The organism is Rhodococcus sp. NPDC059969 (assembly GCF_042738325.1).
Taxonomy (GTDB): Bacteria; Actinomycetota; Actinomycetes; order Mycobacteriales; family Mycobacteriaceae; genus Rhodococcus_F.
Map to the genome: position 1 here is coordinate 246,522 of NZ_JBHWUF010000003.1, position 22,860 is coordinate 269,381.

Consider the following 22,860-nt stretch of genomic DNA (forward strand, 5'->3'; position numbering starts at 1 on the left):
CGAACTAAACTTCACGGTCATGAGTTCTCCCAGCGCAACCCTCACCGTGTGGGCAGCGTCATGGCTCGCCGGCGACGCTGCGCCGGACGACGTCATCGACGCCCTTGCCGCGTGGGCACCGATGCACCTGATCGGGGCCGCCGATGCGGAAACCGCAGTCCGCCACGATCTCGAGTGGCCGGGTCTCACGGCATCCGGTATCTCCACGCTGCTGAGAATCGCGCGCTCGGAGGCTGCCGAAGTCCGCCTGGTCCTTCCCACGGCCGGCGACGTGCGAGGCCTGCCTACCGGAACCGAGTTCGCTCGCGCTGCGATCACAGCGGGTGAGGGGATACAAATCGGCGCCGTCGGCAAACCTGGAGTCGGCCTCGTGCCGTCGAAGGAAGGCCCGGACGTCTTGCGGTGGACGGTCTTCTCCATCCCGACTGTGGCGGGCAGCGCCGAAACGGTCGGGCTCCGTGAAGCCGAATACGAACTGCGTCAAGCTGTTCGGGATGCAGCGGAGATCCTCGGTGGGCTTCCGACTGTTGCCACGGGTATGCCCGGTAGCGACGCGCGCACCCTGGTCGCCGAAGCACTGCAGGCGCAGGCCGGGTATCGCTGGCCGTCGACGCTGTCACCGCGGCATCTGCAGGTGATCGACACCGCCGACAACGTGGCAGCGATTCTTGCCGTCGCCGCGTCGGCCGGGACCAACCAGGCACCGAGCGTGTCCACCGCGCAGACGCGTGAAGACCTGCTGCGACGACTGTGGGACGTCGTCCGCATCGCCCGTGTTGCGTCGGCCAACAGTGTGTCGATCAGAGCTTGAGCACGAAGTTCCGGCGTTTCTCGGCGAACCCGTTGCGGTCACCGAACATGTCGATCTTCATCTCTTCGAGTTCACGTTCCTCGTAGGGCTGCACCGGATCGCGTTCCAGCCGAAGACGTTTGCGCTCCAGCATCGATTCCAGGCGATCTCCTTCGAGTAAGTCGACGGCGACCTTGTCCAGCCACGCCTCGAACAGATCCGGCCGCCTGGGGCCGATCGCGTCGACCAGTCCGATGTCCAATGCGCGACGAATACCGATAGGACTGCATTCGGTCAGCAGGCTGCGTGCCTGCTCCTCGCCCACGCGGGCCGGAAGTGTGTACGTGTGCAGTTCCGAGCCGAACAGGCCCATCGTGGCGTAGTGAGGATTGAGAACCACACCGTCCCTGGCCACGACTACGTCGGCCCCGAGCGGGAGCATGACCCCACCGGCACCGGCGTTGCCGGTGAAAGCCGCCACCACCACCTGCTCCGTACAGGTGACTATCGCTTTCGCGATCTCGTTGATGGCCTTGATATTGGCCCACGCTTCTCCGGCTTGATCCGACGCAGCCTCGATGACGTTGAGGTGGATACCGTTGCTGAATCTGTCGTAGTCGCCCGTCAGGACAAGGATCTTGGTGTCCTGCGCGATCGCCCAGCGCAGCCTGGCCACCAGGCGTGCGCATTGCTTCGTACTCATCGCGCCGTTGTAGAAGCGGAACGAGAGATATCCGATATCACCGTCCCGGTGATAGTCGGTCTCAGGATAGCGGCTCTCCCAGACCTGTGGAACGAACACGTCCGGCCGCACGACAGCGGTCGACGGAAGTTTGACATTGCCCGCGCCGACGAGCCGCGCATGCCCAATCCACACCGAACCGGCACCGGTAGCAACACGTATTGCCTGGTGGAAGTACTCGACGATGGTGCCAGGTGCCGCATCGACGTGGGCGTCGAGGAAAGCGTCGTAGACGTAGACACGGTCGAGCCCGAGTTGAACGGCGACGCCGGGAAACCCGTCGGCGGCGTTGACGGCGCGGACGATGCTCGATGCGTCCTCCGCCCAACTGAACACGCGATCGGACTGTTTCATGCTCGGCCTCGATCGGGCCGATGCCACGGGTCTGGCAACGCGCTCGGACGGGATCGGCTGGAAATCAGGAGTACGGAAATGCTCGACGACCTCCGCTATGCACTCCATCGCCGCGTCGGTGACTGCCCCGTTGTACACCGAGGATTTGGTTGCCCCGCTCGGGATTTCGAAGGTCCGCCACGCCCACACCGCTCCTGCATCGAGTTCCTCGGCGGCCTGCAATGCGGTGACTCCCCAGATCGGTTCGTCGTCTGCAATTGCCCAGTCCAGCGACGACGGTCCGCGATCTCCGGGCGGGCCGGGGTGAATGATGATCGTCGTCCACCGCTGCCAAATAGATTCCGGTACATAGGCTTTCAGGAATGGGCAGATGACGATATCGAAATCCCCCGCCGCCGTTGCGGCCAGCGCCGCTTCTGCGTCGGCGACGACGGAGGTGCGGACCTGGTGTCCGGCCTCCCGAAGAACCAGGGCGGCCCGCTGGGAAAGACCGTTGTCGGAGGTGACGAGGAGAAGCACGCTCAACGGCGGCGCGGAAGCGACGTGTGGGCGCGAGCGCCGGAACAGCGCCGCGGTGGCCGCCCGCAAGCGCCCTTTGGCCGATCCACCTTCGCGTAGCTTCACCGTAGCTCCCACACCCGCAGTGGCCACAGAAGTCGCGAGGGCAGCGGATGTGGGCAGCGGTGTGACTTCGGGGGTTGAAACCATGGATTCCTGCTCGCATGCTCGAGTATCCGCAGCGCAGACCCGGCTCCCCCCAGAGCCGGGCCGACGCACCGATAGATTGATTGAGGTATTTAGGGACTTTATACCTACCGTCGGTTTGTTTCAATAGCTATTTTCAAGCAAACAGTTTGTCTGGTCAACGTCCGGGCTTGTGGTTGATCGCGATGTGGCGGTCGATTCGAATATGTTCGTCCAGCGTCGGGTAGCGCAGACCGGTGTCCTGGCTGTACCCCTGACGGCGCAACCAATCCAGGACATCGCCCCAGAACCAGATGCCACCGGCCACCGAGTTGTACGGAATCGGGAACGGAGTAGCGGCCTGCCGGACCCCTCGCACCCACTGTCCGACGGCTTGCCGGGTCACGCCCGCGCGGTCGGCAATGTCCTGGCGTGACACCAGGTCAGGATGTGTCCGCTGTGGGCGCACGCCCGCGGCTACCAACTGGTCCACCACGGTGATAGCCGTCGTCGCTGCGCGCATGCCCTCCGCGGTGAGCGTCAGCAACTGCAACCCACGTCGATCCTCGACCCTTCCGCCCAAGCTCTCTTCGATCGCCTGCTCTTGCGAGACTGTCAGCATCTGAACGATGAATGTGAATTCGTAACGGTGATAGAGGTCTTCGGCCACGCAATGAACATAGCCGTAAGCTGCACTGTTTCCACATGGACACACCCGGATCCCACCCTCGCACGCACAATGGGCAGATGATCGACGTGGACGACAGTCAGTTCGAGGACATGGTCAAACGGGCGCTCGACAGTCTGCCGCCCAAATTGGGAGCGGAGATGGCCAATGTCGCGGTGACCGTTCAACTCGAAGGGGGACGACCAGGGCTACTCGGGCTGTATCAAGGTATCCCGCTGACCAAGAGAACCACCACGTACGCGGGCGTACTCCCCGACCGCATCACGATCTACCGCAGGGCCATCTGTGCGATCTGCAGCACCGAAGACGAAGTGATCGAGCAGGTTCGCCGAACCGTGATCCACGAGATCGGCCACCACTTCGGGATCGGGGATCCCCGGTTGCGCGAACTCGGATGGTGACAACCGACTCATCTACAAGTCGGAAATCAGCTAGAGGTTGATAATCGGCGAATTGTCATGTCAGCTGTACCAAGCCCGCAACAATTGAACACTCACAGGAGTTCGCATGGTCAATTTGATCCAGATCGCCCCGAAGAATGCCCCGACGTTTGCGATGAGCCGACAAAAGGCTGCCGAACTGTTGGGTATCTCGGTCGACAGCGTCGCGTTTCTCCTCAAGTCTCGCTACCTCCCGGATCTGGACGCCGGCCGGTTGATCTCGATGGCCAACCAACCGTGGTTGTACTCGGACGGCGACTTTCCCGTCCTTCAGCAAGGCGCATCCGAACTTGCACCGAAGAAGATGCTGCCCGCCCGTAAGTACATCGGCGAGAGCGCAATTCACTCCGATGCCGAATGCGTGGAAGCCAACCAGGGACAGTGGGCCGGCTTCAATGTCGACCACGTGTTGAGCGCCCGCTTCCTGCCCGTGACGCTGCGCAAGTTCCCGGTGTCGGTTCTGCAGATCCACGACGTCAACGACGATGACGAGGAACGGGTCTCGTTTGTCGCGACCCTCGCCGGGCGAGTCCGCGAACTGGGCGCGCCCGAACTCAACTACATCGACCCGTCACTGAGCCCGCAAGAGCGACAGATCGTCGAGACGCTCCTCACCTCGCGCAGCACGTCCACCGTTCCGGGGCCCTGCGGAAAGCTCAAGCAGCCGAGCACCTGAGCGTCGGGGCGTCAGCGGGGGCGCTGAACGGCCGCGCAGCAGTTCACTGCACACGAGAGTCCGTTGGTGGTCGAGCCGAGCAGCGGCTCGACCCCCAGTCGCAGTGGCTGCTCGGCCTCGGCCAGTTCCTGAACGAGCGTGGGCACCAGCTGCGCAAAACGCTGATCGCGGCCGGGTGTCGCTGCACGAACGAAATCCATCCCGAGTTCGGCTGCCTTGTCCTTGGCCTCGGTATCCAGATCCCACACCACTTCGAGGTGATCGGAGACAAAGCCGACGGGGCACACGATCACGGCACGAACGTCCTTGGCGGACAACGTATCCAGATGATCGCAAATGTCAGGGTCCAGCCACGGAACCTGCGGCGGGCCTGATCGCGACTGCCACACCAGATCAAAATCTTCGACGCCGACGGCGTCGGCAACAAGCTTCGCGGCCTCGGCGACCTGTCGGCTGTAGAGGTTTCCACCCTCCGTCGGCGGACCCGCATTGCGGTCTGCGGCAATCGGTACCGAATGCGCTGTGAACACCAGGCGCGCGGTATCGCGAGTCGCTTCGGGCAACTCGGCGCGGGCAGCTCGGACCCCGTCGGCGAATGCGCCGACGACCAGCGGATGGTCGTAGTACTGGCGAAGTTTGGTCAGCGTCGGCGCGCCGTCACCGACCGCCTCACGGGCACGGGCGATGTCCTCGTGGTACTGCCGACACCCGGAGTAACCGCCCCACGCCGACGTGGCGAACACGGCGGCGTTGCGGACACCGTCCTCGCGCATCTTGGCAACGGTGTCTTCGACCATCGGGTGCCAGTTGCGGTTGCCGAAGTACACGGGCAAGTCCAGGCCGGCTGCTGCCAGTTCACCCTCGACCCGGTCGATCAGGTCCCGATTGAGCGCGTTGATAGGTGAAACCCCACCGAAATGCATGTAGTGCTCGACGACGGCGTCGAGGCGCTCCGCCGGCACTCCCCTACCGCGCGTGACGTTTTCGAGAAAGGGTCGTACGTCTTCGGGTTTTTCGGGACCGCCGAACGACAAAACGAGAAGAGCATCGAACTGCACGTCCATACTTGCGGTCATGAGTTCAATCTTGCGCGATGCCGTTCGGCGGGGATCATCCGGGTACTCACCTGCGTAGTAGAACTAGTGCTACTAGCCGACCATCGCGTGGAAGCCGCCGTCGACGTAGATGATCGACGCGGTCGTGCCGGGCAACCAATCCGAGAGGACGGTGCAGACGGTCTTGGCCACGGGCTCGCGATCGTCGACGTCCCAGCCGATGGGCGCAGCGCCGTCCCACGCGGTGTTGAGCTTGTCCAACTCCGCGCCCGGACCGGTGCTGTCACCGGCAATGGCCTTGGCGGCCAGGGTCTTGATCGGACCGGAGGACACCAGGTTCGAGCGGATGCCACGAACGCCGACCTCTTTGGCCACATAGCGGTTCACGGCCTCGAGCGTCGCCTTGGAGACGCCCATCCAGTTGTAGAACGGCATCGCGCGTGCCGGATCGAAGTCCATACCGACGATGGACGCGTTGTCGTTGAGCACCGGCAGCAACGCCTTGGCCAGCGCGCTGTACGAGTATGCGGACACCTCGAGTGCGACAGCCACGTCCTCCCACGGCGCGTCCATGAACGGGCTTCCCAGGCAGGAACGGGGGGCAAAGCCGATCGAGTGGACGACGCCGTCGATACCCTCGGGAGCCAGCTCGCGAACACGCTCGGCGAGGGAGGCGAGATCCTCGGAACTCTGGACGTTGAGCGAGATTGCCGGCGGCACGGGCTGCGGCAGGCGCTGTGCGATGCGGTCGATGAGGCGCAGACGATCGAACCCGGTGATGAGAACCTTCGCGCCCTGCTCCTGCGCGACCTTGGCCACGTGGAACGCGATCGACGAATCGGTGATGATGCCGGTGACAAGAATGGTCTTACCCTCGAGCAAACCGCCCATGAGATGTCCTCCTGATTTCAGACGTACGAGAAAGGTGTGCGTGTTCGAAAAAGCGGGTCAGTGCCCCATGCCGAGTCCGCCGTCGACGGGGATGACCGCACCCGAGACATATGCCGAATCGTCCGAGGCGAGGAAACTGACAACTGCTGCAACATCTTCCGGCTTTCCGGTCCGCTGCAACGGGATGAACTCGGTGGCCTTGTCCTTGACGTCGTCGCCCAAGGCGGCCGTCATGTCTGTCTCGATGAATCCGGGAGCGACCACGTTGGCGGTGATCGAGCGCGAGCCGAGTTCCCTGGTCAGGGAACGAGCGATACCGACGATGCCTGCCTTGGACGCGGCGTAGTTGACCTGGCCGGCCTGTCCTGCCAGACCCACCACCGAACCGAGGAAGATGAACCGTCCGAAACGCGCGCGCAGCATCGAACGGGTCGCACGCTTGGAGAGGCGGAAGGTTCCGGTCAGATTCGCGTCGACGACGCTCGTGAACTGCTCTTCGCTCATCCGCATGATCAGTGTGTCGTCGGTGACGCCGGCGTTGGCGACGATGACCTCGACCGGGCCCTGGTGTGCCTCGACCTCTTTGAACGCCCGGTCGATCGACTCGGTGTCGGTGACGTCGCAGACAACGCCGAACAAACCTTCAGGGACACCGGAACCGCGATGCGTGACGGCTACCTTGTGACCGTCTGCAGCGAGTCGCTGAGCGACGGCCAAGCCGATTCCGCGGTTGCCGCCGGTGACGAGCACCGAGCGCGGTGTGGTGACGGTCCGTTCGGAAACCACTGGCGTGGGAGGGATAGACATGGCGATCAACCTATCAATTCTCTGCGGGCCGCGTACCAGCGGTATTTGGACAATTCGGAACTGCTCTCGATCAAGGCAGACGCTGCCTGCGTACCAGGGCGATCGTCAGACCTGCGGTCGCGAACACGACGCCGAGGATCAACCATGGTCGACTCGCGTCGCCTCGAGTCGTCTCGAAACCGATCTGCTCTTCGAGCGTGTCGTACACCTGGCGCAGTTCTTCCAGGCTCGATGCCGTGAAAAAACTTCCCCCGGACAGGTTGGCGATCTCTTTCAACGACGCATCGTCGACCGGGACGGGGATTCGGTCCCCTTCGATCTCGACGCGTCCGTATGTCGTTCCGAAGGAAATGGTCGAGATCGGAACGCCTTTGTCCTTGGCCTGACGGGCAGCGGTGAATCCGCCCCGCGGATCGTCCGGGTTCTCGGGAACGGTCTGCTTACCGTCGGACAGCAACACGATGCGCGCCGGGGGCGCCTGATCGCTTCCGCCGAGAACCGCCGACAGCGTGTCGATCGACTGCAAGGAGGTGAAGATCGCCTCGCCCGTCGCCGTCCGCTCACTTAGCTTCAGGTTGTCGATGGCGACCTTCGTCGCGTCACGATTCGTGGTGGGCGACACCAGAACCGAGGCGGTTCCGGCAAACGCGACCAACCCGAGGTTGATTCCAGGAGTGAGACCGTCGGCAAACGACTTGGCTGCTTCCTGCGCTGCTGCCAATCGCGTCGGCTCGACATCGGTGGCCTGCATCGACAGCGACACGTCGATCACGAGGATCACGGTGGCGCGGTTTCGCGGGACCTTCTTGTCTGCCGTCGGACCGGCGAGGGCAACGGTGAAGAACACCAACGCGACGACCATCAGAATCGCCGGAATATGACGCCACCGCCCCGGCCGCGAAGGCGCGACCTTCTCCAGTAGCGCGAAGTTCGTGAACCGAAGTGTGTGCTTTTCACGCTGCTTCTGGACAAAAACGTAACCGACCACCAACGCGGCGATGACAGCGAGGAACAGCAGCCACCACGGTGCGGTGAATTGAGAAAGACTCACGAACGAACGCCCCCAGTTCCGGCGCCGGCACCATAACTGTGGCGGCGTGCCGAGATGAATCTCACGACGTCGGCGATCCAGTCCCTGTCGGTGTGCAGAGACATCAGTGGTGCGCCGCAACGACGTAGAGCTTGCCGGACCTCGACGCGGTGCTCAGCGGCGACTCTGGCGAAGTCTGCTCGCAGTTGCGGCGTCGTGGTGAATTCTCTCGTCCGACCGGACTCCGGATCGTGGAGCACCACGTCGCCGACGTCGGGCAGTTCGAGGTCACGCGGATCGACCACTTCGACGCCGAGCACGTCATGCCGTCCCGAAATGGCGCGCAGCGAGCGTTCCCAGTCGATCGGCCCGAGGAAGTCACTGATGACCACCGCGAGTCCGCGTCGACGCTGTGGGCGTCTGAGCGCTTCGATCGCCCCGACCAGATCGCCTCGTACCCCGTCCGGAGCGTGCGGGGTCGTCGCGATCTTACGAAGCATCGCCTGTGCGTGAATTCGCCCACCACGGGCCGGAATTCGTGTTGTCTGTGCGCCCGTCGAGATGATGGCGCCGACGCGATTACCTCCCGAACTGGTCAAGTGGGTGATCGCTGCAGCCGCGGCGACGACCAGGTCGCGCTTCTCGCATCCGGCCGTCCCGAAATCGAGACTTGCGGACAGGTCGATGACGAGCCACGTCTCGAGCTCACGATCTGCGACCGACTGACGCACGTGCGGATGCGTCGTACGGGCGGTGACGGACCAGTCCATCTGCCGCACGTCGTCGCCTGGCTGATACTCGCGAGCGTCCCCCGGTTCCGAACCCGGGCCGGGAATCAGACCGAGGTGGTCGCCGTGCAGCACACCGTCGAGGCGGCGACGAACCGTCAGCTCGAGGGTGCGCAGCGCAGCGGTGAGCTTGGGATCACTGAGCTCGCCGGATCGGAACGACGGCGGAGAACCGGTGGATCCGGCGGGTGTCGCCTGGCCACCGTCGCGGCCTTCGGTCACTGCGGGCGACTCATCGTCTCAGCGGTCGCGATCGGCGCGCCGTTGCCCTGCGGATTAGCTGTGCCCTGTGGGTTGACGGTGCCCTGTGCGTTGAACTGCGGTGCTTGCGGTGCGCCCTGTTGGGGCGGTCCGGGAACGGTGGGGACCGGTCGCGCGGCGATCTGCGGCAGTCCGACGGTCTGCAGTACCCGGGCGATGACGGCGTCGGGAGTCACCTCGTCGGCCATGGCGTCGTACGAGAGAACGAGGCGGTGACGCAACACGTCCGGGATCACTTCGATGACGTCCTGCGGCACGACGTAGTCGCGGCCTCGGACGAGTGCGAGGGCCCGCGACGCGGCGATGATGCCGAGCGTCGCACGGGGTGAGGCACCGTAGGCGATCCAGCCTGCGACGTCCTCGAGTCCGACCTCACGCGGCGTGCGGGTAGCGGCGATGACTCGGACCACGTAGTCGACCAGGGCGTGGTGGACGAAGACGTTGCTGGCGACGCGTTGGAGCCTGACCAACTCCTCCGGACCGAGAATCTGGTGCGGCTCCGGAGCTGCCACGCCCATCCGGTAGACGATTTCGCGTTCTTCCTCCACTGTCGGGTAATCGACGAGGATCTTGAACAGGAAGCGGTCGCGCTGCGCTTCGGGGAGCGGATAGACGCCCTCGTTCTCGATGGGGTTCTGCGTCGCCATCACCAGGAACGGATCGGGCATGTGGTACCGCTTGCCACCGATCGAGACGTGGCGTTCTGCCATCACCTCGAGGAGCGCGGACTGCACCTTGGCCGGGGCACGGTTGATCTCGTCGGCCAACACGAAGTTGGCGACGACGGGGCCGAGTTCGGTATCGAACTCCTCGCGGCCCTGACGGTAGATGCGCGTACCGATGAGGTCGGTGGGCACCAGGTCCGGGGTGAACTGCACGCGGGAGAAGGAACCACCGACGACCTTCGCGAAAGTCTCGACGGCCAGCGTCTTGGCGACGCCGGGGACTCCCTCGAGGAGGACGTGCCCCTTGGCCAGGAGACCGACGAGAATGCGCTCGACAAGACGGTCCTGCCCGACGATGACTCGCTTGACCTCGTAGATCGCTCGTTCCAAGGTCTGAACGTCGGCTGTCAGGGAAGGTGCTGCTCCGTCCGCACTTCCGCCCGCCTTGCTTACGTCGACCGTTCCGACCGAATCTTCACGTGAGGTCACCAAGAATCCATCGCTTTCACCTAGAAAAGTACCGACAGTAACGTGTTCCCCGTCAACTATTCCAGGTAGTTGCGCTCGATGCCGTAACACCACGTCGGGAACTTGATACTTCTCCTGACAATGCGGTCGTCAGCGACAATTTCCTCTGACCGTCAGGACACCAGTCGGACGGCGTACGGCGTCATTCCGCCCCAGCGAACCGGGGAGACCATGACACTCGAACCGGATTGTGGTGCTTCGAGCATCTGCCCGTTACCGAGGTAGAGCGCCACGTGCTGGCTGGCGTTGGGGCCGTAGAAGATCATGTCGCCGCGCTTCATCTCCGAGGACGGAACCTGCGTGCCCGCGGTGTACTGATAGCCGGTGTAGTGCGGCAGCGAGATCCCGATGCCGGCAAAGGCGTAGATCATCAAGCCGGAGCAGTCGAACCCGACTTTGTTGAAGTCGCCGTAACTGTCAGCGACGCCGCCGTCACGGATGCCTCGCGTCGGACCGTTCTCGTCGCCGCCGCCCCAGGCGTACTGCACGCCTAGCTGAGACATCCCGCGGTCGATGACGGATTCGATTGCAGCGCTTCCGGTAACGGAAGGCTTCGGCGTGGTGGGTTTCGGCGTCGTCGGCTTGGGGGTGGTGGGCTTGGGCGTGGTGACCGTTTCCTCGTCGGTGCCGGTCTCTTCGTCCGTGCCTGTTTCTTCGTCGGTCCCGGTTTCCTCGTCCGTCCAGGTGTCGTCGTCGTCCGGGATGACGGTCGGAGTCGGGTCTTCGACCGCGGTGTGCGGACGCTGGGCTGCTGCCAGTGCTGCAGCTCGGTCCTTGGCTGCCTGGTCGGCAGCGGCACGGGCGGCGGCCTGAGCGGCGGCTTCCTTGGCAGCGGCTTCGAGAGCCTTCTGATGAGCTTCCTCGGCGCGGCGCTGTTCGTCCCACGTCGCGTACGCCTGGCGTTGCCCCTGCAAGCCGGCGACGGCATTGCGGGCGGCGTCGAGCTGAGCCTGAGCGGAGTTGCGCTCGGCTTCGATCGACGCCTTCTTGGCTACCTGCTGATCGAGGGCATTGCGCGCGATCTGAATCGCTTGCTCCGCCAGATCCTTCAGCTGGGCGGCGACCTCGGCGGCGGCGTCGGCCTGCTGCTTGGCCTGACGGGTCGCGGAGTCCTTGTTCGCCTGCTCGGTACGTGCTCGCTGGAGACCGTCGAGCACTGCGCTCTGTGTATTGGCGAGAAGTTTGAGGACCTGGGCACGGTCGAGAACGTCGCCCGGCCCCTTGGCGTCGAGGAACGACGAGATCGATGCAGTATTGGTGCCCTTGACGTAGCTCGAGCGTGCGTACTTGTCGAAGTCCGTCTGAGCGACTTCGATCTGCGCCGACGCGTCCTTCAGAGCTTGTTTGGTGACTCCGACGGCCTGCGCTGCGGAGTCTGCGGCGCCGCGGGCGTTCTGCAGATCCACGAGAGTCTTGTTGACGTCTTCACGCTTGATCGCAACTTCGTTGTCAAGTGCCGACAACTGTTCGTTGGCCGATGCGACTTGATTGATGAGCGCGCTGACGGTGCCGACGCTCGACGAGACCTGCGAATCTGCCGCGGCGATGTCCGAGTCACTCGGATTCGGTGGCGGCGGCGGTACGGCCGAGGACATGGCCGGCGTTCCGACGATCAGGGATCCGACGACGCCGAATCCGATGACCAGTTGCGCCAGGCGCATCGACTTACGGGAAGGACCACGACGGGACTCGCCGCCACGTGTTACTTGCCTCACAAATAACTCTCCCTCGCGTGTAACGCCACGGCCCGCTGGGTCGCCGATCCGTGCGGGGAGGGAATGCGCAGACCAAGCACCGGTCGCCCACAGCCCGAGAGCTGACGGTTGACCCGGACGTGCCGTAAGAACGCCACCGCCGGAACCTCGAGAACAAGGCAACCGACAAGTACGCGTCGAACAACATCAGCCTGTCTGCGACACTTCTTCCCCAAAAAGTGCCAGTTGTACCGTACGACACTCAAGCGTTCTTTGGAAACTTTAGCCACAAATAACACAAACGGTATTTGAGCTGGTCGAATGGCATGCAGGCACCAAAAAGGGCAGGTACTCACCGCAAACAGCGGTGAGTACCTGTTTTCGACGAGTTACTGAAAATCTCGCAAAAGGACCAAGGTCAGACGGAATCGGCCCGGTGGTCGGAAGATTTCGCAATCTCTGAAGCAGAACCGATATGTCTGGTTTGCGTATTTTCCGGCTCTCGCCGCCATTTGACCGCGAAGGTAATTCCGGCAATTACCGCCACGACGGCGATGACAAGAACCGTGTACAACGTCCACGGCGGACCAGGCGCCACGATCTCGTGCGAGAAACGGTCCGCGGTCACACTCGCGCTCTCGCCGAATGACCGGTCCTGCGCAGTTTCGAGTTGGACGCGGCTGACCGAGTCGCTGTAGCTTCCCATCCAATCCGGGCTCAGAACGAGAACTGTGCCGCCTTCGGTCTTGCCGACCGTCGTGGCCAGGTCCCGAAGATCGGACGGCCGGCCCGGATTCGCATCGACGACGACGACGACGCTCAAGTCGACACCACGTTCGCGAGCGTCGGTCACCACCGCGGTCAGCCCGGCAACATCGGACTCGGGGGCGGAGACGCCGTCCGTCGAGAGATCCGCGAATACGTCGTCGAGATCGACGTCCGACGGAACAGCGGTGTGCGACGGAAAAGAGGTGTGCGACGGGGACTTCACGTGCACGGGCGCGAAAGCGTGATTGGTAGGAGCAGACATCTCTCATCCGGGTGCTGTTCGGATTCCGTCCACCGCTGAGTTGCGGGGAGTTGGTCCGAGGTCGTTTGTCGGCGGCCGACCCGCGACGGGCCTGCATGCAGCCTACTTCAGGTCGACTGCCACCCGGCGTCACACACAACCGCCGCGCGTGCCGCCTGAGTGGCAACTGTGGGTGCGGTCACCCAGCCAAGCCTGCGTTGCGCAGGCCCGCAGTCTGCATGAAGATTGTTTCGGTCAACTTGCCCTGAATTCTCACAGGACAAGCGTACTGTTAGACTTGGACCGAGAGGTACCACCGGTCAGGACAGGTTCTACCGCAGCTCCGATGTTCGGACAGTTCTCACGCGAACTGTGCGATTGGCGTGAGCTACGGAGGATCTACCAGCCGAAGTACCTCGCTTCAGCTGCCGACACAGCCCCGTCGGTAGCGACCCTCATAGACGAGTGGAGCAGACGTGAGCACCAGTATCGATTCATTCGGAGCCAAGGGAACCCTCGAGGTCGGTGAGAACTCTTACGAGATCTTCCGCCTCTCGGCTGTCCCCGGCACCGAGAAATTGCCCTATTCCTTGAAGGTTCTCGCCGAGAACCTTCTCCGCACCGAAGACGGTGCCAACATCACCGCGGATCACATCCGCGCCATCGCGAGCTGGGATCCCTCAGCTGAGCCGAGCATCGAAATCCAGTTCACGCCTGCCCGCGTGATCATGCAGGACTTCACCGGCGTTCCTTGCATCGTCGACCTCGCCACCATGCGTGAGGCCGTCACCACCCTCGGCGGCGACCCGAACAAGGTCAACCCGCTCTCCCCCGCCGACATGGTCATCGACCACTCGGTCATCCTCGACGTCTTCGGCCAGGCCGACGCACTCGAGCGCAACGTCGACCTCGAATACGAGCGCAACGGCGAGCGTTACCAGTTCCTTCGTTGGGGCCAGGGCGCATTCGACGACTTCAAGGTCGTCCCCCCGGGAATGGGAATCGTTCACCAGGTCAACATCGAATACCTGGCTCCCACCGTGATGTCCCGTAACGGACAGGCCTACCCCGACACCTGCGTCGGCACCGACTCGCACACCACGATGGTCAACGGCCTCGGCGTGCTCGGCTGGGGCGTCGGCGGCATCGAGGCCGAGGCAGCAATGCTCGGCCAGCCCGTCTCCATGCTGATCCCCCGCGTTGTCGGCTTCAAGCTCTCCGGCGAGATCAAGCCCGGCGTCACCGCAACCGACGTCGTGCTCACCGCCACCGAGATGCTCCGCAAGCACGGCGTCGTCGGCAAGTTCGTCGAGTTCTACGGCAACGGTGTTGCCGAGGTTCCGCTCGCGAACCGCGCAACGCTGGGCAACATGAGCCCCGAATTCGGTTCCACCGCAGCGATCTTCCCGATCGACGCCGAGACCATCGAATACCTGCGCCTCACCGGCCGCAGCGACGAGCAGCTCGCTCTCGTCGAGGCGTACGCCAAGGAACAGGGCCTGTGGCACAACCCCGACAAGGAACCCGTCTTCTCGGAGTACATCGAGCTGGATCTGGGAACCGTTGTTCCCTCGATCGCCGGCCCGAAGCGCCCGCAGGACCGAATCCTGTTGTCGGAGTCCAAGACTGCGTTCCGCAAGGACATCCACAACTACGTGGAAGAGAACTACCCGACCGAGCACACCCAGCTCGACGAGGCAGTCGAAGAATCCTTCCCGGCTTCCGACCCCGCAGTTCTGTCGTTTGCCGACGACGGAGCAGTCGACGTTCTCTCCGCTGCCAACGGTGCAGAAGGCCGTCCGAGCAAGCCGGTTGTCGTCAAGTCCGACGCCGGTGAGTTCGTTCTCGACCACGGCGCCGTCGTTGTAGCCGGCATCACGTCCTGCACCAACACGTCCAACCCGTCGGTCATGCTCGGCGCTGCACTGCTCGCACGCAACGCCGTCGAAAAAGGCCTTGCCACCAAGCCGTGGGTCAAGACCAACATGGCTCCCGGTTCGCAGGTCGTGACCGACTACTACGAGAAGGCCGGCCTGTGGCCGTACCTCGAGAAGCTCGGCTACTACCTCGGTGGTTACGGCTGCACCACGTGCATCGGTAACACCGGACCCCTGCCCGAGGCAGTCTCCAAGGCGATCAACGACAACGATCTCTCGGTCACCGCGGTGCTCTCGGGTAACCGTAACTTCGAGGGACGTATCTCCCCCGACGTCAAGATGAACTACTTGGCTTCCCCGCCGCTGGTGATTGCCTACGGCCTCGCCGGAACCATGGACTTCGACTTCGAGACCGATTCGCTCGGTAACGACACCGACGGAAACCCCGTCTACCTCAAGGACATCTGGCCGTCCACGCAGGAAATCGAAGAGACCATCAAGTCCTCGATCGACCAGGACATGTTCCGCAAGTCGTACGCAACCATCTTTGCGGGCGACAGCCGCTGGCAGAACCTCGAAACCCCGAAGGGCGACACCTTCGAGTGGGACGTGAACTCCACCTACGTGCGGAAGCCACCCTACTTCGACGGCATGACGATGGATCCGGCTCCGGTCAAGGACATCAAGGGCGCCCGCGTCCTCGCGCTGCTCGGCGACTCGGTCACCACCGACCACATCAGCCCGGCAGGTCCGATCAAGGTCGGTACCCCCGCCGCGCAGTACCTCGACTCTCACGGCGTCGAGCGTGCGGATTACAACTCGCTCGGCTCGCGTCGCGGTAACCACGAGGTCATGATTCGCGGTACTTTCGCGAACATCCGTCTGCGCAACCAGCTCCTCGACGACGTCTCGGGTGGATACACACGCGACTTCACGCAGGAAGGCGCACCGCAGGCATTCATCTACGACGCGTCGCAGAACTACCAGGCAGCCGGCATCCCGCTGGTCGTCCTGGGCGGCAAGGAGTACGGCTCCGGATCCTCGCGTGACTGGGCAGCCAAGGGCACCAGCCTGCTCGGCGTCAAGGCCGTCATCACCGAGTCGTTCGAGCGCATCCACCGCTCCAACCTCATCGGCATGGGCGTTGTCCCGCTGCAGTTCCCGGTCGGCGAGTCCGCAGGTTCGCTCAAGCTCGACGGCACCGAGACCTTCGACATCGAAGGCGTCGAGAAGCTCAACGAGGGCGTCACCCCGAAGACCATGAAGGTCACGGCGACGCGCGAGAACGGCGAGAAGGTCGTGTTCGACGCAGTCGTACGCATCGATACCCCCGGCGAAGCGGATTACTACCGCAACGGTGGCATCCTGCAGTACGTGCTTCGCAACATGATCCGGGGCTAGTAGGCACTACGTGCCTGTGAGCACTTTCGGCCCATGACGGGTCACAAAGCGCTCACGACCACTTTCGCCGGAAGGCGAACCATGTTTCATCGGTGGTCGTGAGCGCTTTGTGCACTGAGTCGTCATTCAGCGCCTACGGCCGAAAGTGCTCACAGGCAACCCGACAAAGGAGGGATGCCCGTGCCCAAGGTCAGTGAAGACCATCTCGCGGCACGGCGCAGTCAGATCCTTGACGGCGCCCGCCGCTGCTTTGCGGAATACGGCTACGACGGCGCCACAGTTCGCCGTCTCGAAGAAGTCACCGGTTTGTCCCGGGGAGCGATCTTTCATCACTTCAAGGACAAGGACGGCTTGTTCCTCGCGCTTGCCAGCGAGGATGCGAGCCGGATGGCAGATGTCGTCGCCGAAGAGGGCCTCGTCCAGGTCATGCGGGACATGCTCGCGCAGCCCGATCAATTCGATTGGCTGGGAACGCGACTGGAGATAGCGCGTCGACTACGCAACGACGCCGATTTCCGTGAGAAATGGTCGCAGCGCTCCGCAGAACTGACGGAAGCGACCAGTGCGCGCCTCGCCCGACAGAAATCGGCCGGCCGACTCCGTGACGACGTTCCCACCGAAATCCTGATCGGGTATCTGGATCTGGTGATGGACGGCCTGGTCGCGAGAATCGCCTCCGGCCACGGCGTCGACAACCTTTCGGCTGTTCTCGACCTGGTCGAGGAGTCTGTGCGACGAAGGGATTGAGGGGCTTCGCCCCCGTGAGTGGTTGAGGAGTGCGGGGACTCCCTAACCACTCACAGGGGGTCAGGCGAGCTGGATCAGCTCGAGGTACTCCTGCGACCAGTGGTCCTCGTTGCCGTCGGGCAGGAGGATGACGCGCTCGGGGTTGAGTGCCTCGGCAGCACCCGGATCGTGAGTGACCAGAACGACGGCGCCGGTGTAGCTGCGGAGCGCGTCGAGCACCTGCTCGCGTGAGATCGGGTCCAGGTTGTTGGTGGGCTCGTCGAGAAGCAGAACGTTGGCGGCCGAAGACACCAGACCGGCCAGAGCCAGACGCGTCTTCTCACCACCCGAGAGCGTTCCGGCCGGCTGTTCGAGCTGCGGGCCGGTGAACATGAAGGCACCGAGCAGCGAACGCAGTTCCTGCTCCCCTGTGTCCGGCGCGGCGTGGCGGATGTTCTCCCACACGGATGCGTCGTCGTCGAGAGTGTCGTGCTCCTGAGCGAAGTATCCGACCTTGAGTCCGTGACCGGCGATCAGCTCGCCCGCGTCCGCCTTCTCCGCGCCCGCGAGGATGCGGAGCAGCGTGGTCTTACCCGCACCGTTGAGTCCGAGGATGACCACACGCGATCCACGGTCGATCGCGAGATCGACACCGGTGAAGATCTCGAGCGAGCCGTACACCTTGGTGAGGTTCTTGCCCATCAGCGGAGTCTTGCCACACGCTGCCGGTTCCGGGAACCGAATCCGCGCCACCTTGTCCGAAACGCGTTCTGCGTCGAGGTTCGCCATCAACTTGTCGGCTCGCTTCGCCATGTTCTGCGCGGCGACGGCCTTGGTTGCCTTCGCGCCCATCTTCGCAGCCTGAATCCGCAGCGCGCCAGCCTTCTTCTCGGCATTGGCGCGCTCACGACGGCGACGCTGCTCGTCCGTGGCGCGCGCGTCGAGGTACTTCTTCCAGTTCATGTTGTAGACGTCGGCCTCACCGCGGACGGCATCGAGGAACCACACGCGGTTGACGACGTCGTTGAGCAGGTCGACGTCGTGGCTGATGACCACCAGTCCACCCTCGTGGTTCTGGAGGAATCCACGCAGCCAGGTGATGGAGTCGGCGTCGAGGTGGTTGGTGGGCTCGTCGAGGAGCAGCGTCGTGTCCGAGCGTGCACCGCTGCCGTCCGAGGCGGCAAAGAGGATTCGTGCCAATTCGACGCGACGACGCTGACCGCCGGACAGTGTGCTGAGCGGCTGGCCGAGAATACGGTCTTCGAGGCCCAGGCTGCTGGTGATTCGTGCGGCTTCACTCTCGGCTTCGTATCCGCCGAGGGCCGAGAACCGATCCTCGAGCTGGCCGTACTTCTTGACGGCGCGATCCTGGGATTCCTGATCGAGCACCTCGCCCATCAGGATCTGCTGCTTCTCCATCTCACGGAGCATCGTGTCGAGACCTCGTGCGGAGAGAACCCGGTCCTTGGCGAGGATGCTCAGGTCGCCCTCCTTGGGGTCCTGAGGGAGGTATCCGAGTTCACCGGTGCGTACGACGCTTCCCGCGTATGCCTCACCTTCACCGGCCAGGATGCGCAGTGTGGTCGTCTTTCCGGCTCCGTTACGTCCGACGAGTCCGATCCGATCGCCCGGCTGGATGCGCAGCGAGGGCCCGGGAGCCGTGAGAAGGGTGCGGACACCGGCACGAACTTCGAGGTCAGTGGCGGTAATCAAGCAAACTCCTCAGGAAAAACGACGAATACGGGTAAACAATGCCTGACTTCAGACACAAGAACTATCGATTTTACCGTGACCTGACGGTCGTTCCGACCAGCAGCGTGTGAGTCCGCTAACGTTCGGGACATGACTAGCGAAAACAGCACTCGTCCTCGCGACCTCGAAGGCCGCGCCGCCATCGTCACCGGCGCAAGTCGCGGGATCGGCAAAGCTGTCGCCGCCGAACTCCTCGCGCGCGGCGCAGACGTCCTGATCACCGCCCGCAAGCCGGAGCCCCTCGAGGCCGCCGCAACAGAACTGTCCGCTCTGGGTCACGGCGGAAAGGTCGTCGCATTCGCGGGCAACGCTGCCGATGCCGAAGCCCGCTCCGGCGCCGTCGACCGCGCCGTCTCCGAATTCGGTTCGCTCGACATTCTGGTCAACAACACCGGCATCAATCCCGTCTTCGGTTCGCTCATGGAGGCGGACCTCGACGCCGTGCGCAAGATTTTCGACGTGAACGTGGTTGCCGCCCTCGGTTACGTCCAACAAGCACATCGGGCGTGGATGGGCGAACACGGTGGAGCCGTCGTGAACCTGGCAAGTGTGGCCGGGATCCGGTCGACGGGCGTCATCGCGGCGTACGGCGCGTCGAAGGCTGCGCTCATTCGGTTGACGGAAGAACTGGCCTGGCAACTGGGACCGAAGATTCGAGTCAATGCCGTAGCTCCCGGGATCGTCAAGACGCAGTTCGCGGCAGCACTGGTCGCTGCCGGCGAGGACAAGGCGTCGGCGGGCTACCCGATGAAACGACTCGGCACTCCCGAAGACGTTGCCGGCCTGGTCGGCTTCCTCGTCTCCGACGCGGCGGGATGGATCACCGGCGAAACGGTCCGGGTCGACGGCGGTCTGCTCGCAACGGGATCGATGTAGTGCGCCGATCATGAGCACACTCGACTCCTCCGCCGACGTGGTGATCGTGGGCGGAGGGCCGGCGGGGCGGGCACTCGCGACGCGCTGTATCGCCCGGCAACTCACCGTTGTCGTTGTCGATCCGCATCCTCATCGGGTGTGGACGCCGACGTACTCGGCGTGGGCAGACGAGCTGCCGTCGTGGCTGCCGGACGAGGTGATCGCGAGCCGAATCGAACGCCCGAGCGTGTGGACCAGCGGGCAGAAAACGCTTGATCGCATCTATTGCGTATTGAATACATCTTTACTGCAATCATTTCTCTCCGACACATCCATAAAGTTCAGAGGCTTACGCGCTCAAACACTGTCCACCACCACCGTCGTGTGCGTGGACGGATCGCAGCTGACGGGATCCGTCGTCGTCGACGCCCGAGGCACCGATCTGACAGTGACAACCGCGCAGCAAACGGCCTTCGGAATGATCGTGGACCGACCTCTGGCCGATCCGATTCTGGGCGGCAGCGAGGCCTGGTTCATGGACTGGCGAACAGACAACGGCACCTCCGACGCCGACGCCCCGTCGTTCCTCTATGCGGTCCCTCTCGATGACGAGCGAGTTCTCCTCGAGGAGACCTGCCTCGTCGGCCGGCCGGCGTTGGGGCTCCGCGAACTCGAAACACGTCTGCGCACCCGACTTCACAATCGGGGCTGCGAAGTGCCCGACGACGCGCCGGTCGAGCGAGTCCGTTTTGCGGTCGAAGGCCCGAGGGGGTCCTCACCGGACGGCATCCTCCGGTTCGGCGGGCGAGGCGGTTTGATGCATCCTGGAACCGGATACAGCGTTGCCTCCTCACTCGCCGAGGCAGACGCTGTCGCGAAAGCAATCGCCGACGGTGGGGATCCCAACGCGACACTCTGGCCGCGGTCGGCCAGGGCGGTGTCTGCCCTTCGCCGCGTTGGCCTGAATGCACTTCTCACCCTCGACTCGGACGAGGTCGCGACATTTTTCGACACGTTCTTCGATCTACCGATCGAGGCTCAGCGGTCCTACCTGTCCGATCGGCGGGACGCGTCCGCGACGGCGAAGGTGATGGCATCCCTGTTTCGGACATCACCGTGGCACGTCCGAAAGACGTTGATGCGCGCGCCGTTTCTGAGGTGAGCACTCTGGACCGACTACTGCGTTCCCATCGAGCCGGCGATCATCGGCCAGGAATTGTGTAGATCGTCCTGCCAGTAACCCCACGAGTGTGTTCCGGTCGGCTTGAAGTCGAAGGTCGCGGGGATGCCCAGAGCGTTCAGTCGGTCCGCCAGTCCGTGCGTGCACCCGTTGACCGCGGATTCGATGATTCCGCCGACGATGATCTGATTCAGGAGCGCTCCGGGATTTCCGTTCACATCGGGTGCCTGAAGGTTTTCGTGTGGACCTGGCAGCCCGGAACCGGTGGAGACGTACAGTTCGGTTCCTCGCAGTTTCTCCGCGTTCACGACGGGATCGTTCTCGCGCCATCCGGGACCGTCGAACGGTCCCCACATGTTTGTCGGGTCAGCGCCTCCCCGCGCGCCGACCACCAGCCGCACGTAGTCCTGCCCTGGCTGGGTGGAAGTCTCCGCGCACCCGCTGTAGGCACCGACACTGCGATACAGCCCTGGGGCTGAGATCGCGAGGTTGAGAACCGAGGTCGCCGTCATCGAGATCGCCGCGATGGAGTTGACCCCGTTGGTGCTGAACTGCGCGTCGATCACTGGCGGTAGTTCGCGGGTGAGAAATGTCTGCCACTTGTTGCGTCCGAGTACGGGATCGTCTTTCTGCCAGTCGGTGTAGTAGCTGAACGCTCCTTCCAACGGCGTCACGACGTTGACGTTCTTGTCGGCGAAGAAGTCCAGGACATCCGTCCGTCCTTCCCACGTTGCACTGTCCTCGCCACCGCCGGCGCCGTTGAGCAGATACAGCGTCGGGCGTGGGGCGCTGTAGTCGTCGGGAAGGATCACCTCGAGTGGTATGTCGCGGTCCATCGCATCCGAATGAACGGTGACCCTGACGGTGCGTGCCTGTTCGGCTGTTGCGGGCCAAGGTGCGAACAGCAGTGGAACCAGTGAAATCGCCAGCGCAGCGGTGACGCGTCGACGGAAGGTTCGGATACTCATCGGAGTATGCCCCCAAGTGTGCGAGTCGGATTCTCGGAGCGGATACCCGCTCGCTGCGCCCCGAACCGGCCCACCCGGACACAACGGTTCGGGATCAACCGAGAGCGTTTGCCTCGCGCAAACGGCCGGCGGCGACCATCATGGGAGACATGCGCTCGATTTGGAAAGGCTCGATAGCCTTCGGTCTGGTCAACGTTCCGGTCAAGGTGTACTCGGCGACCGAGGACCACGACATCCGATTTCACCAGGTCCATGCAAAAGACGGTGGCCGCATCAAGTACAACCGCGTGTGTTCCGAGTGCGGCAACACGGTCCAGTTCGCGGACATCGACAAGGCGTACGACTCGGAGGACGGGTCACGGGTCATCCTGAGCGACGAGGACTTCAACAAGCTCCCAGCCGCCGAGAAGCACGAGATTCCGGTGCTGGAATTCGTGCCGAACGATCAGATCGACCCGATCTTGTTCGAGAAGAGCTACTTCCTCGAACCGGATTCGGCGTCACCGAAGGCGTACGTCCTGCTCTCGACTGTGCTCACCGAGAGCGATCGAACAGCACTCGTGCACTTCACGCTGCGGCAGAAGACGCGTCTGGCCGCGATGCGCGCCCGCGACGGTGTCCTCGTGATCCAGACGCTTCTCTGGCCTGACGAAGTTCGCGCCGCAGAGTTCCCCTCGCTCGACGACGTGGAGAAGCCGAAGGTCAAGGAACTGAAGATGGCGCAGACGCTCGTCGAGAGCATGGCGGGCGACTTCGATCCGACCGAGTTCACCGACGATTACCAACTCCAACTGCGGCAGTTGCTCGACGAGATGATCGAGAACGGCGGCAAGAAGGTCATCCCTGCCGCCGAGGTCGATCAGGAAGGCACCGACGCCGAAGTGGTCGACCTGGTTGCCGCACTCCAGCGCAGTGTGGACGAAGCCAAGTCGAACGCAAGCAAAACCTCTGCCGGCAAAACGAGTGGAAGCAAGACGCGAGCGAAGAAGCGCGCCTGAG

Annotated in this window: 20 protein-coding genes; 8 read left to right on the forward strand and 12 right to left on the reverse strand. The window is 63.5% G+C overall.

Annotation, left to right across the window (positions count from 1 at the left end):
• The first annotated feature begins 19 nt into the window (after nucleotides 1-19).
• A complete protein-coding gene (locus ACFWAD_RS12685; protein ID WP_378544245.1) occupies nucleotides 20-811 on the forward strand; it encodes a hypothetical protein in 792 nt (263 codons plus the stop codon).
• On the opposite strand, the gene ACFWAD_RS12690 is transcribed toward ACFWAD_RS12685, so the two are convergent.
• On the reverse strand, nucleotides 801-2,594 hold the full coding sequence (locus ACFWAD_RS12690; protein WP_378544248.1) for an enoyl-CoA hydratase-related protein: 1,794 nt from the start codon (nucleotides 2,592-2,594) through the stop codon (nucleotides 801-803). The genes ACFWAD_RS12685 and ACFWAD_RS12690 overlap by 11 nt on opposite strands.
• Nucleotides 2,595-2,748: 154 nt before the next feature.
• Nucleotides 2,749-3,240, reverse strand: coding sequence for a hypothetical protein (locus tag ACFWAD_RS12695; RefSeq protein WP_378544251.1), 492 nt, complete (start codon nucleotides 3,238-3,240; stop codon nucleotides 2,749-2,751).
• 77 nt (nucleotides 3,241-3,317) lie between these two features.
• Between ACFWAD_RS12695 and ACFWAD_RS12700 the strand changes: the two genes are divergently transcribed.
• Both ACFWAD_RS12700 and ACFWAD_RS12705 read left to right on the forward strand, forming a co-directional pair.
• Nucleotides 3,318-3,659 (forward strand): metallopeptidase family protein, encoded by a 342-nt coding sequence (locus ACFWAD_RS12700; RefSeq protein ID WP_003944783.1) that lies wholly within the window; start codon nucleotides 3,318-3,320, stop codon nucleotides 3,657-3,659.
• Nucleotides 3,660-3,765: 106 nt separating this feature from the next.
• The gene (locus ACFWAD_RS12705) at nucleotides 3,766-4,374 is read left to right on the forward strand and encodes a transcriptional regulator (RefSeq protein ID WP_378544254.1); all 609 of its coding nucleotides are present in this window, start codon (nucleotides 3,766-3,768) and stop codon (nucleotides 4,372-4,374) included.
• A gap of 11 nt (nucleotides 4,375-4,385) precedes the next feature.
• Here the strand turns inward: ACFWAD_RS12705 and ACFWAD_RS12710 are convergent, their stop codons facing one another.
• The 8 genes from ACFWAD_RS12710 to ACFWAD_RS12745 form a co-directional block, all read right to left on the reverse strand.
• Nucleotides 4,386-5,438, reverse strand: a complete 1,053-nt coding sequence (locus tag ACFWAD_RS12710) for a ferrochelatase (protein ID WP_378544615.1) — start codon at nucleotides 5,436-5,438, stop codon at nucleotides 4,386-4,388.
• Nucleotides 5,439-5,522: 84 nt separating this feature from the next.
• Nucleotides 5,523-6,320, reverse strand: coding sequence for an NADH-dependent enoyl-ACP reductase InhA (inhA, locus tag ACFWAD_RS12715; RefSeq protein ID WP_003944803.1), 798 nt, complete (start codon nucleotides 6,318-6,320; stop codon nucleotides 5,523-5,525).
• Nucleotides 6,321-6,377: 57 nt separating this feature from the next.
• Nucleotides 6,378-7,127, reverse strand: coding sequence for a 3-oxoacyl-ACP reductase FabG1 (fabG1, locus tag ACFWAD_RS12720; RefSeq protein WP_378533077.1), 750 nt, complete (start codon nucleotides 7,125-7,127; stop codon nucleotides 6,378-6,380).
• A 70-nt stretch (nucleotides 7,128-7,197) separates the two neighbouring features.
• The gene (locus ACFWAD_RS12725; protein ID WP_378544257.1) at nucleotides 7,198-8,178 is read right to left on the reverse strand and encodes a VWA domain-containing protein; all 981 of its coding nucleotides are present in this window, start codon (nucleotides 8,176-8,178) and stop codon (nucleotides 7,198-7,200) included.
• Nucleotides 8,175-9,167 (reverse strand): DUF58 domain-containing protein, encoded by a 993-nt coding sequence (locus tag ACFWAD_RS12730; protein ID WP_003944991.1) that lies wholly within the window; start codon nucleotides 9,165-9,167, stop codon nucleotides 8,175-8,177. Before ACFWAD_RS12730 ends, ACFWAD_RS12725 begins: the two co-directional genes overlap by 4 nt.
• Entirely contained in the window at nucleotides 9,164-10,360 is a 1,197-nt protein-coding gene (locus tag ACFWAD_RS12735) for an AAA family ATPase (protein ID WP_378544259.1), read from the reverse strand. Before ACFWAD_RS12735 ends, ACFWAD_RS12730 begins: the two co-directional genes overlap by 4 nt.
• Before the next feature lie 152 nt (nucleotides 10,361-10,512).
• Nucleotides 10,513-12,060, reverse strand: a complete 1,548-nt coding sequence (locus tag ACFWAD_RS12740) for an NlpC/P60 family protein (protein ID WP_378446120.1) — start codon at nucleotides 12,058-12,060, stop codon at nucleotides 10,513-10,515.
• Nucleotides 12,061-12,511: 451 nt separating this feature from the next.
• Nucleotides 12,512-13,123, reverse strand: a complete 612-nt coding sequence (locus ACFWAD_RS12745) for a DUF6676 family protein (protein ID WP_378544261.1) — start codon at nucleotides 13,121-13,123, stop codon at nucleotides 12,512-12,514.
• A 455-nt stretch (nucleotides 13,124-13,578) separates the two neighbouring features.
• On the opposite strand from ACFWAD_RS12745, the gene acnA reads away from it, so the two are divergent.
• Together acnA and ACFWAD_RS12755 are read left to right on the forward strand one after the other, a co-directional pair.
• Nucleotides 13,579-16,380 (forward strand): aconitate hydratase AcnA, encoded by a 2,802-nt coding sequence (gene acnA / locus ACFWAD_RS12750; protein WP_019748421.1) that lies wholly within the window; start codon nucleotides 13,579-13,581, stop codon nucleotides 16,378-16,380.
• 180 nt (nucleotides 16,381-16,560) lie between these two features.
• Nucleotides 16,561-17,127: a TetR/AcrR family transcriptional regulator gene (locus tag ACFWAD_RS12755; protein WP_214886600.1), complete on the forward strand. Its 567-nt coding sequence runs from the start codon at nucleotides 16,561-16,563 to the stop codon at nucleotides 17,125-17,127.
• A gap of 60 nt (nucleotides 17,128-17,187) precedes the next feature.
• Here ACFWAD_RS12755 and ACFWAD_RS12760 read toward each other — a convergent pair whose 3' ends face one another.
• The gene (locus tag ACFWAD_RS12760) at nucleotides 17,188-18,819 is read right to left on the reverse strand and encodes an ABC-F family ATP-binding cassette domain-containing protein (protein WP_020907739.1); all 1,632 of its coding nucleotides are present in this window, start codon (nucleotides 18,817-18,819) and stop codon (nucleotides 17,188-17,190) included.
• A 129-nt stretch (nucleotides 18,820-18,948) separates the two neighbouring features.
• Between ACFWAD_RS12760 and ACFWAD_RS12765 the strand changes: the two genes are divergently transcribed.
• Nucleotides 18,949-19,734 carry an SDR family oxidoreductase gene (locus ACFWAD_RS12765; RefSeq protein ID WP_378544264.1) on the forward strand — a complete coding sequence of 262 codons (786 nt, stop codon included), beginning with the start codon at nucleotides 18,949-18,951 and terminating at the stop codon, nucleotides 19,732-19,734.
• A 10-nt stretch (nucleotides 19,735-19,744) separates the two neighbouring features.
• Complete coding sequence (locus tag ACFWAD_RS12770; protein WP_378544267.1) at nucleotides 19,745-20,875, forward strand: lycopene cyclase family protein; 1,131 nt, start codon at nucleotides 19,745-19,747, stop codon at nucleotides 20,873-20,875.
• Between the two features lie 14 nt (nucleotides 20,876-20,889).
• Here ACFWAD_RS12770 and ACFWAD_RS12775 read toward each other — a convergent pair whose 3' ends face one another.
• The gene (locus tag ACFWAD_RS12775) at nucleotides 20,890-21,861 is read right to left on the reverse strand and encodes an alpha/beta hydrolase (RefSeq protein ID WP_378544270.1); all 972 of its coding nucleotides are present in this window, start codon (nucleotides 21,859-21,861) and stop codon (nucleotides 20,890-20,892) included.
• A gap of 140 nt (nucleotides 21,862-22,001) precedes the next feature.
• Here ACFWAD_RS12775 and ACFWAD_RS12780 point away from each other — a divergent pair, with 140 nt between their 5' ends.
• Entirely contained in the window at nucleotides 22,002-22,859 is an 858-nt protein-coding gene (locus tag ACFWAD_RS12780) for a Ku protein (RefSeq protein WP_230815586.1), read from the forward strand.
• Nucleotide 22,860: the final 1 nt, after the last annotated feature.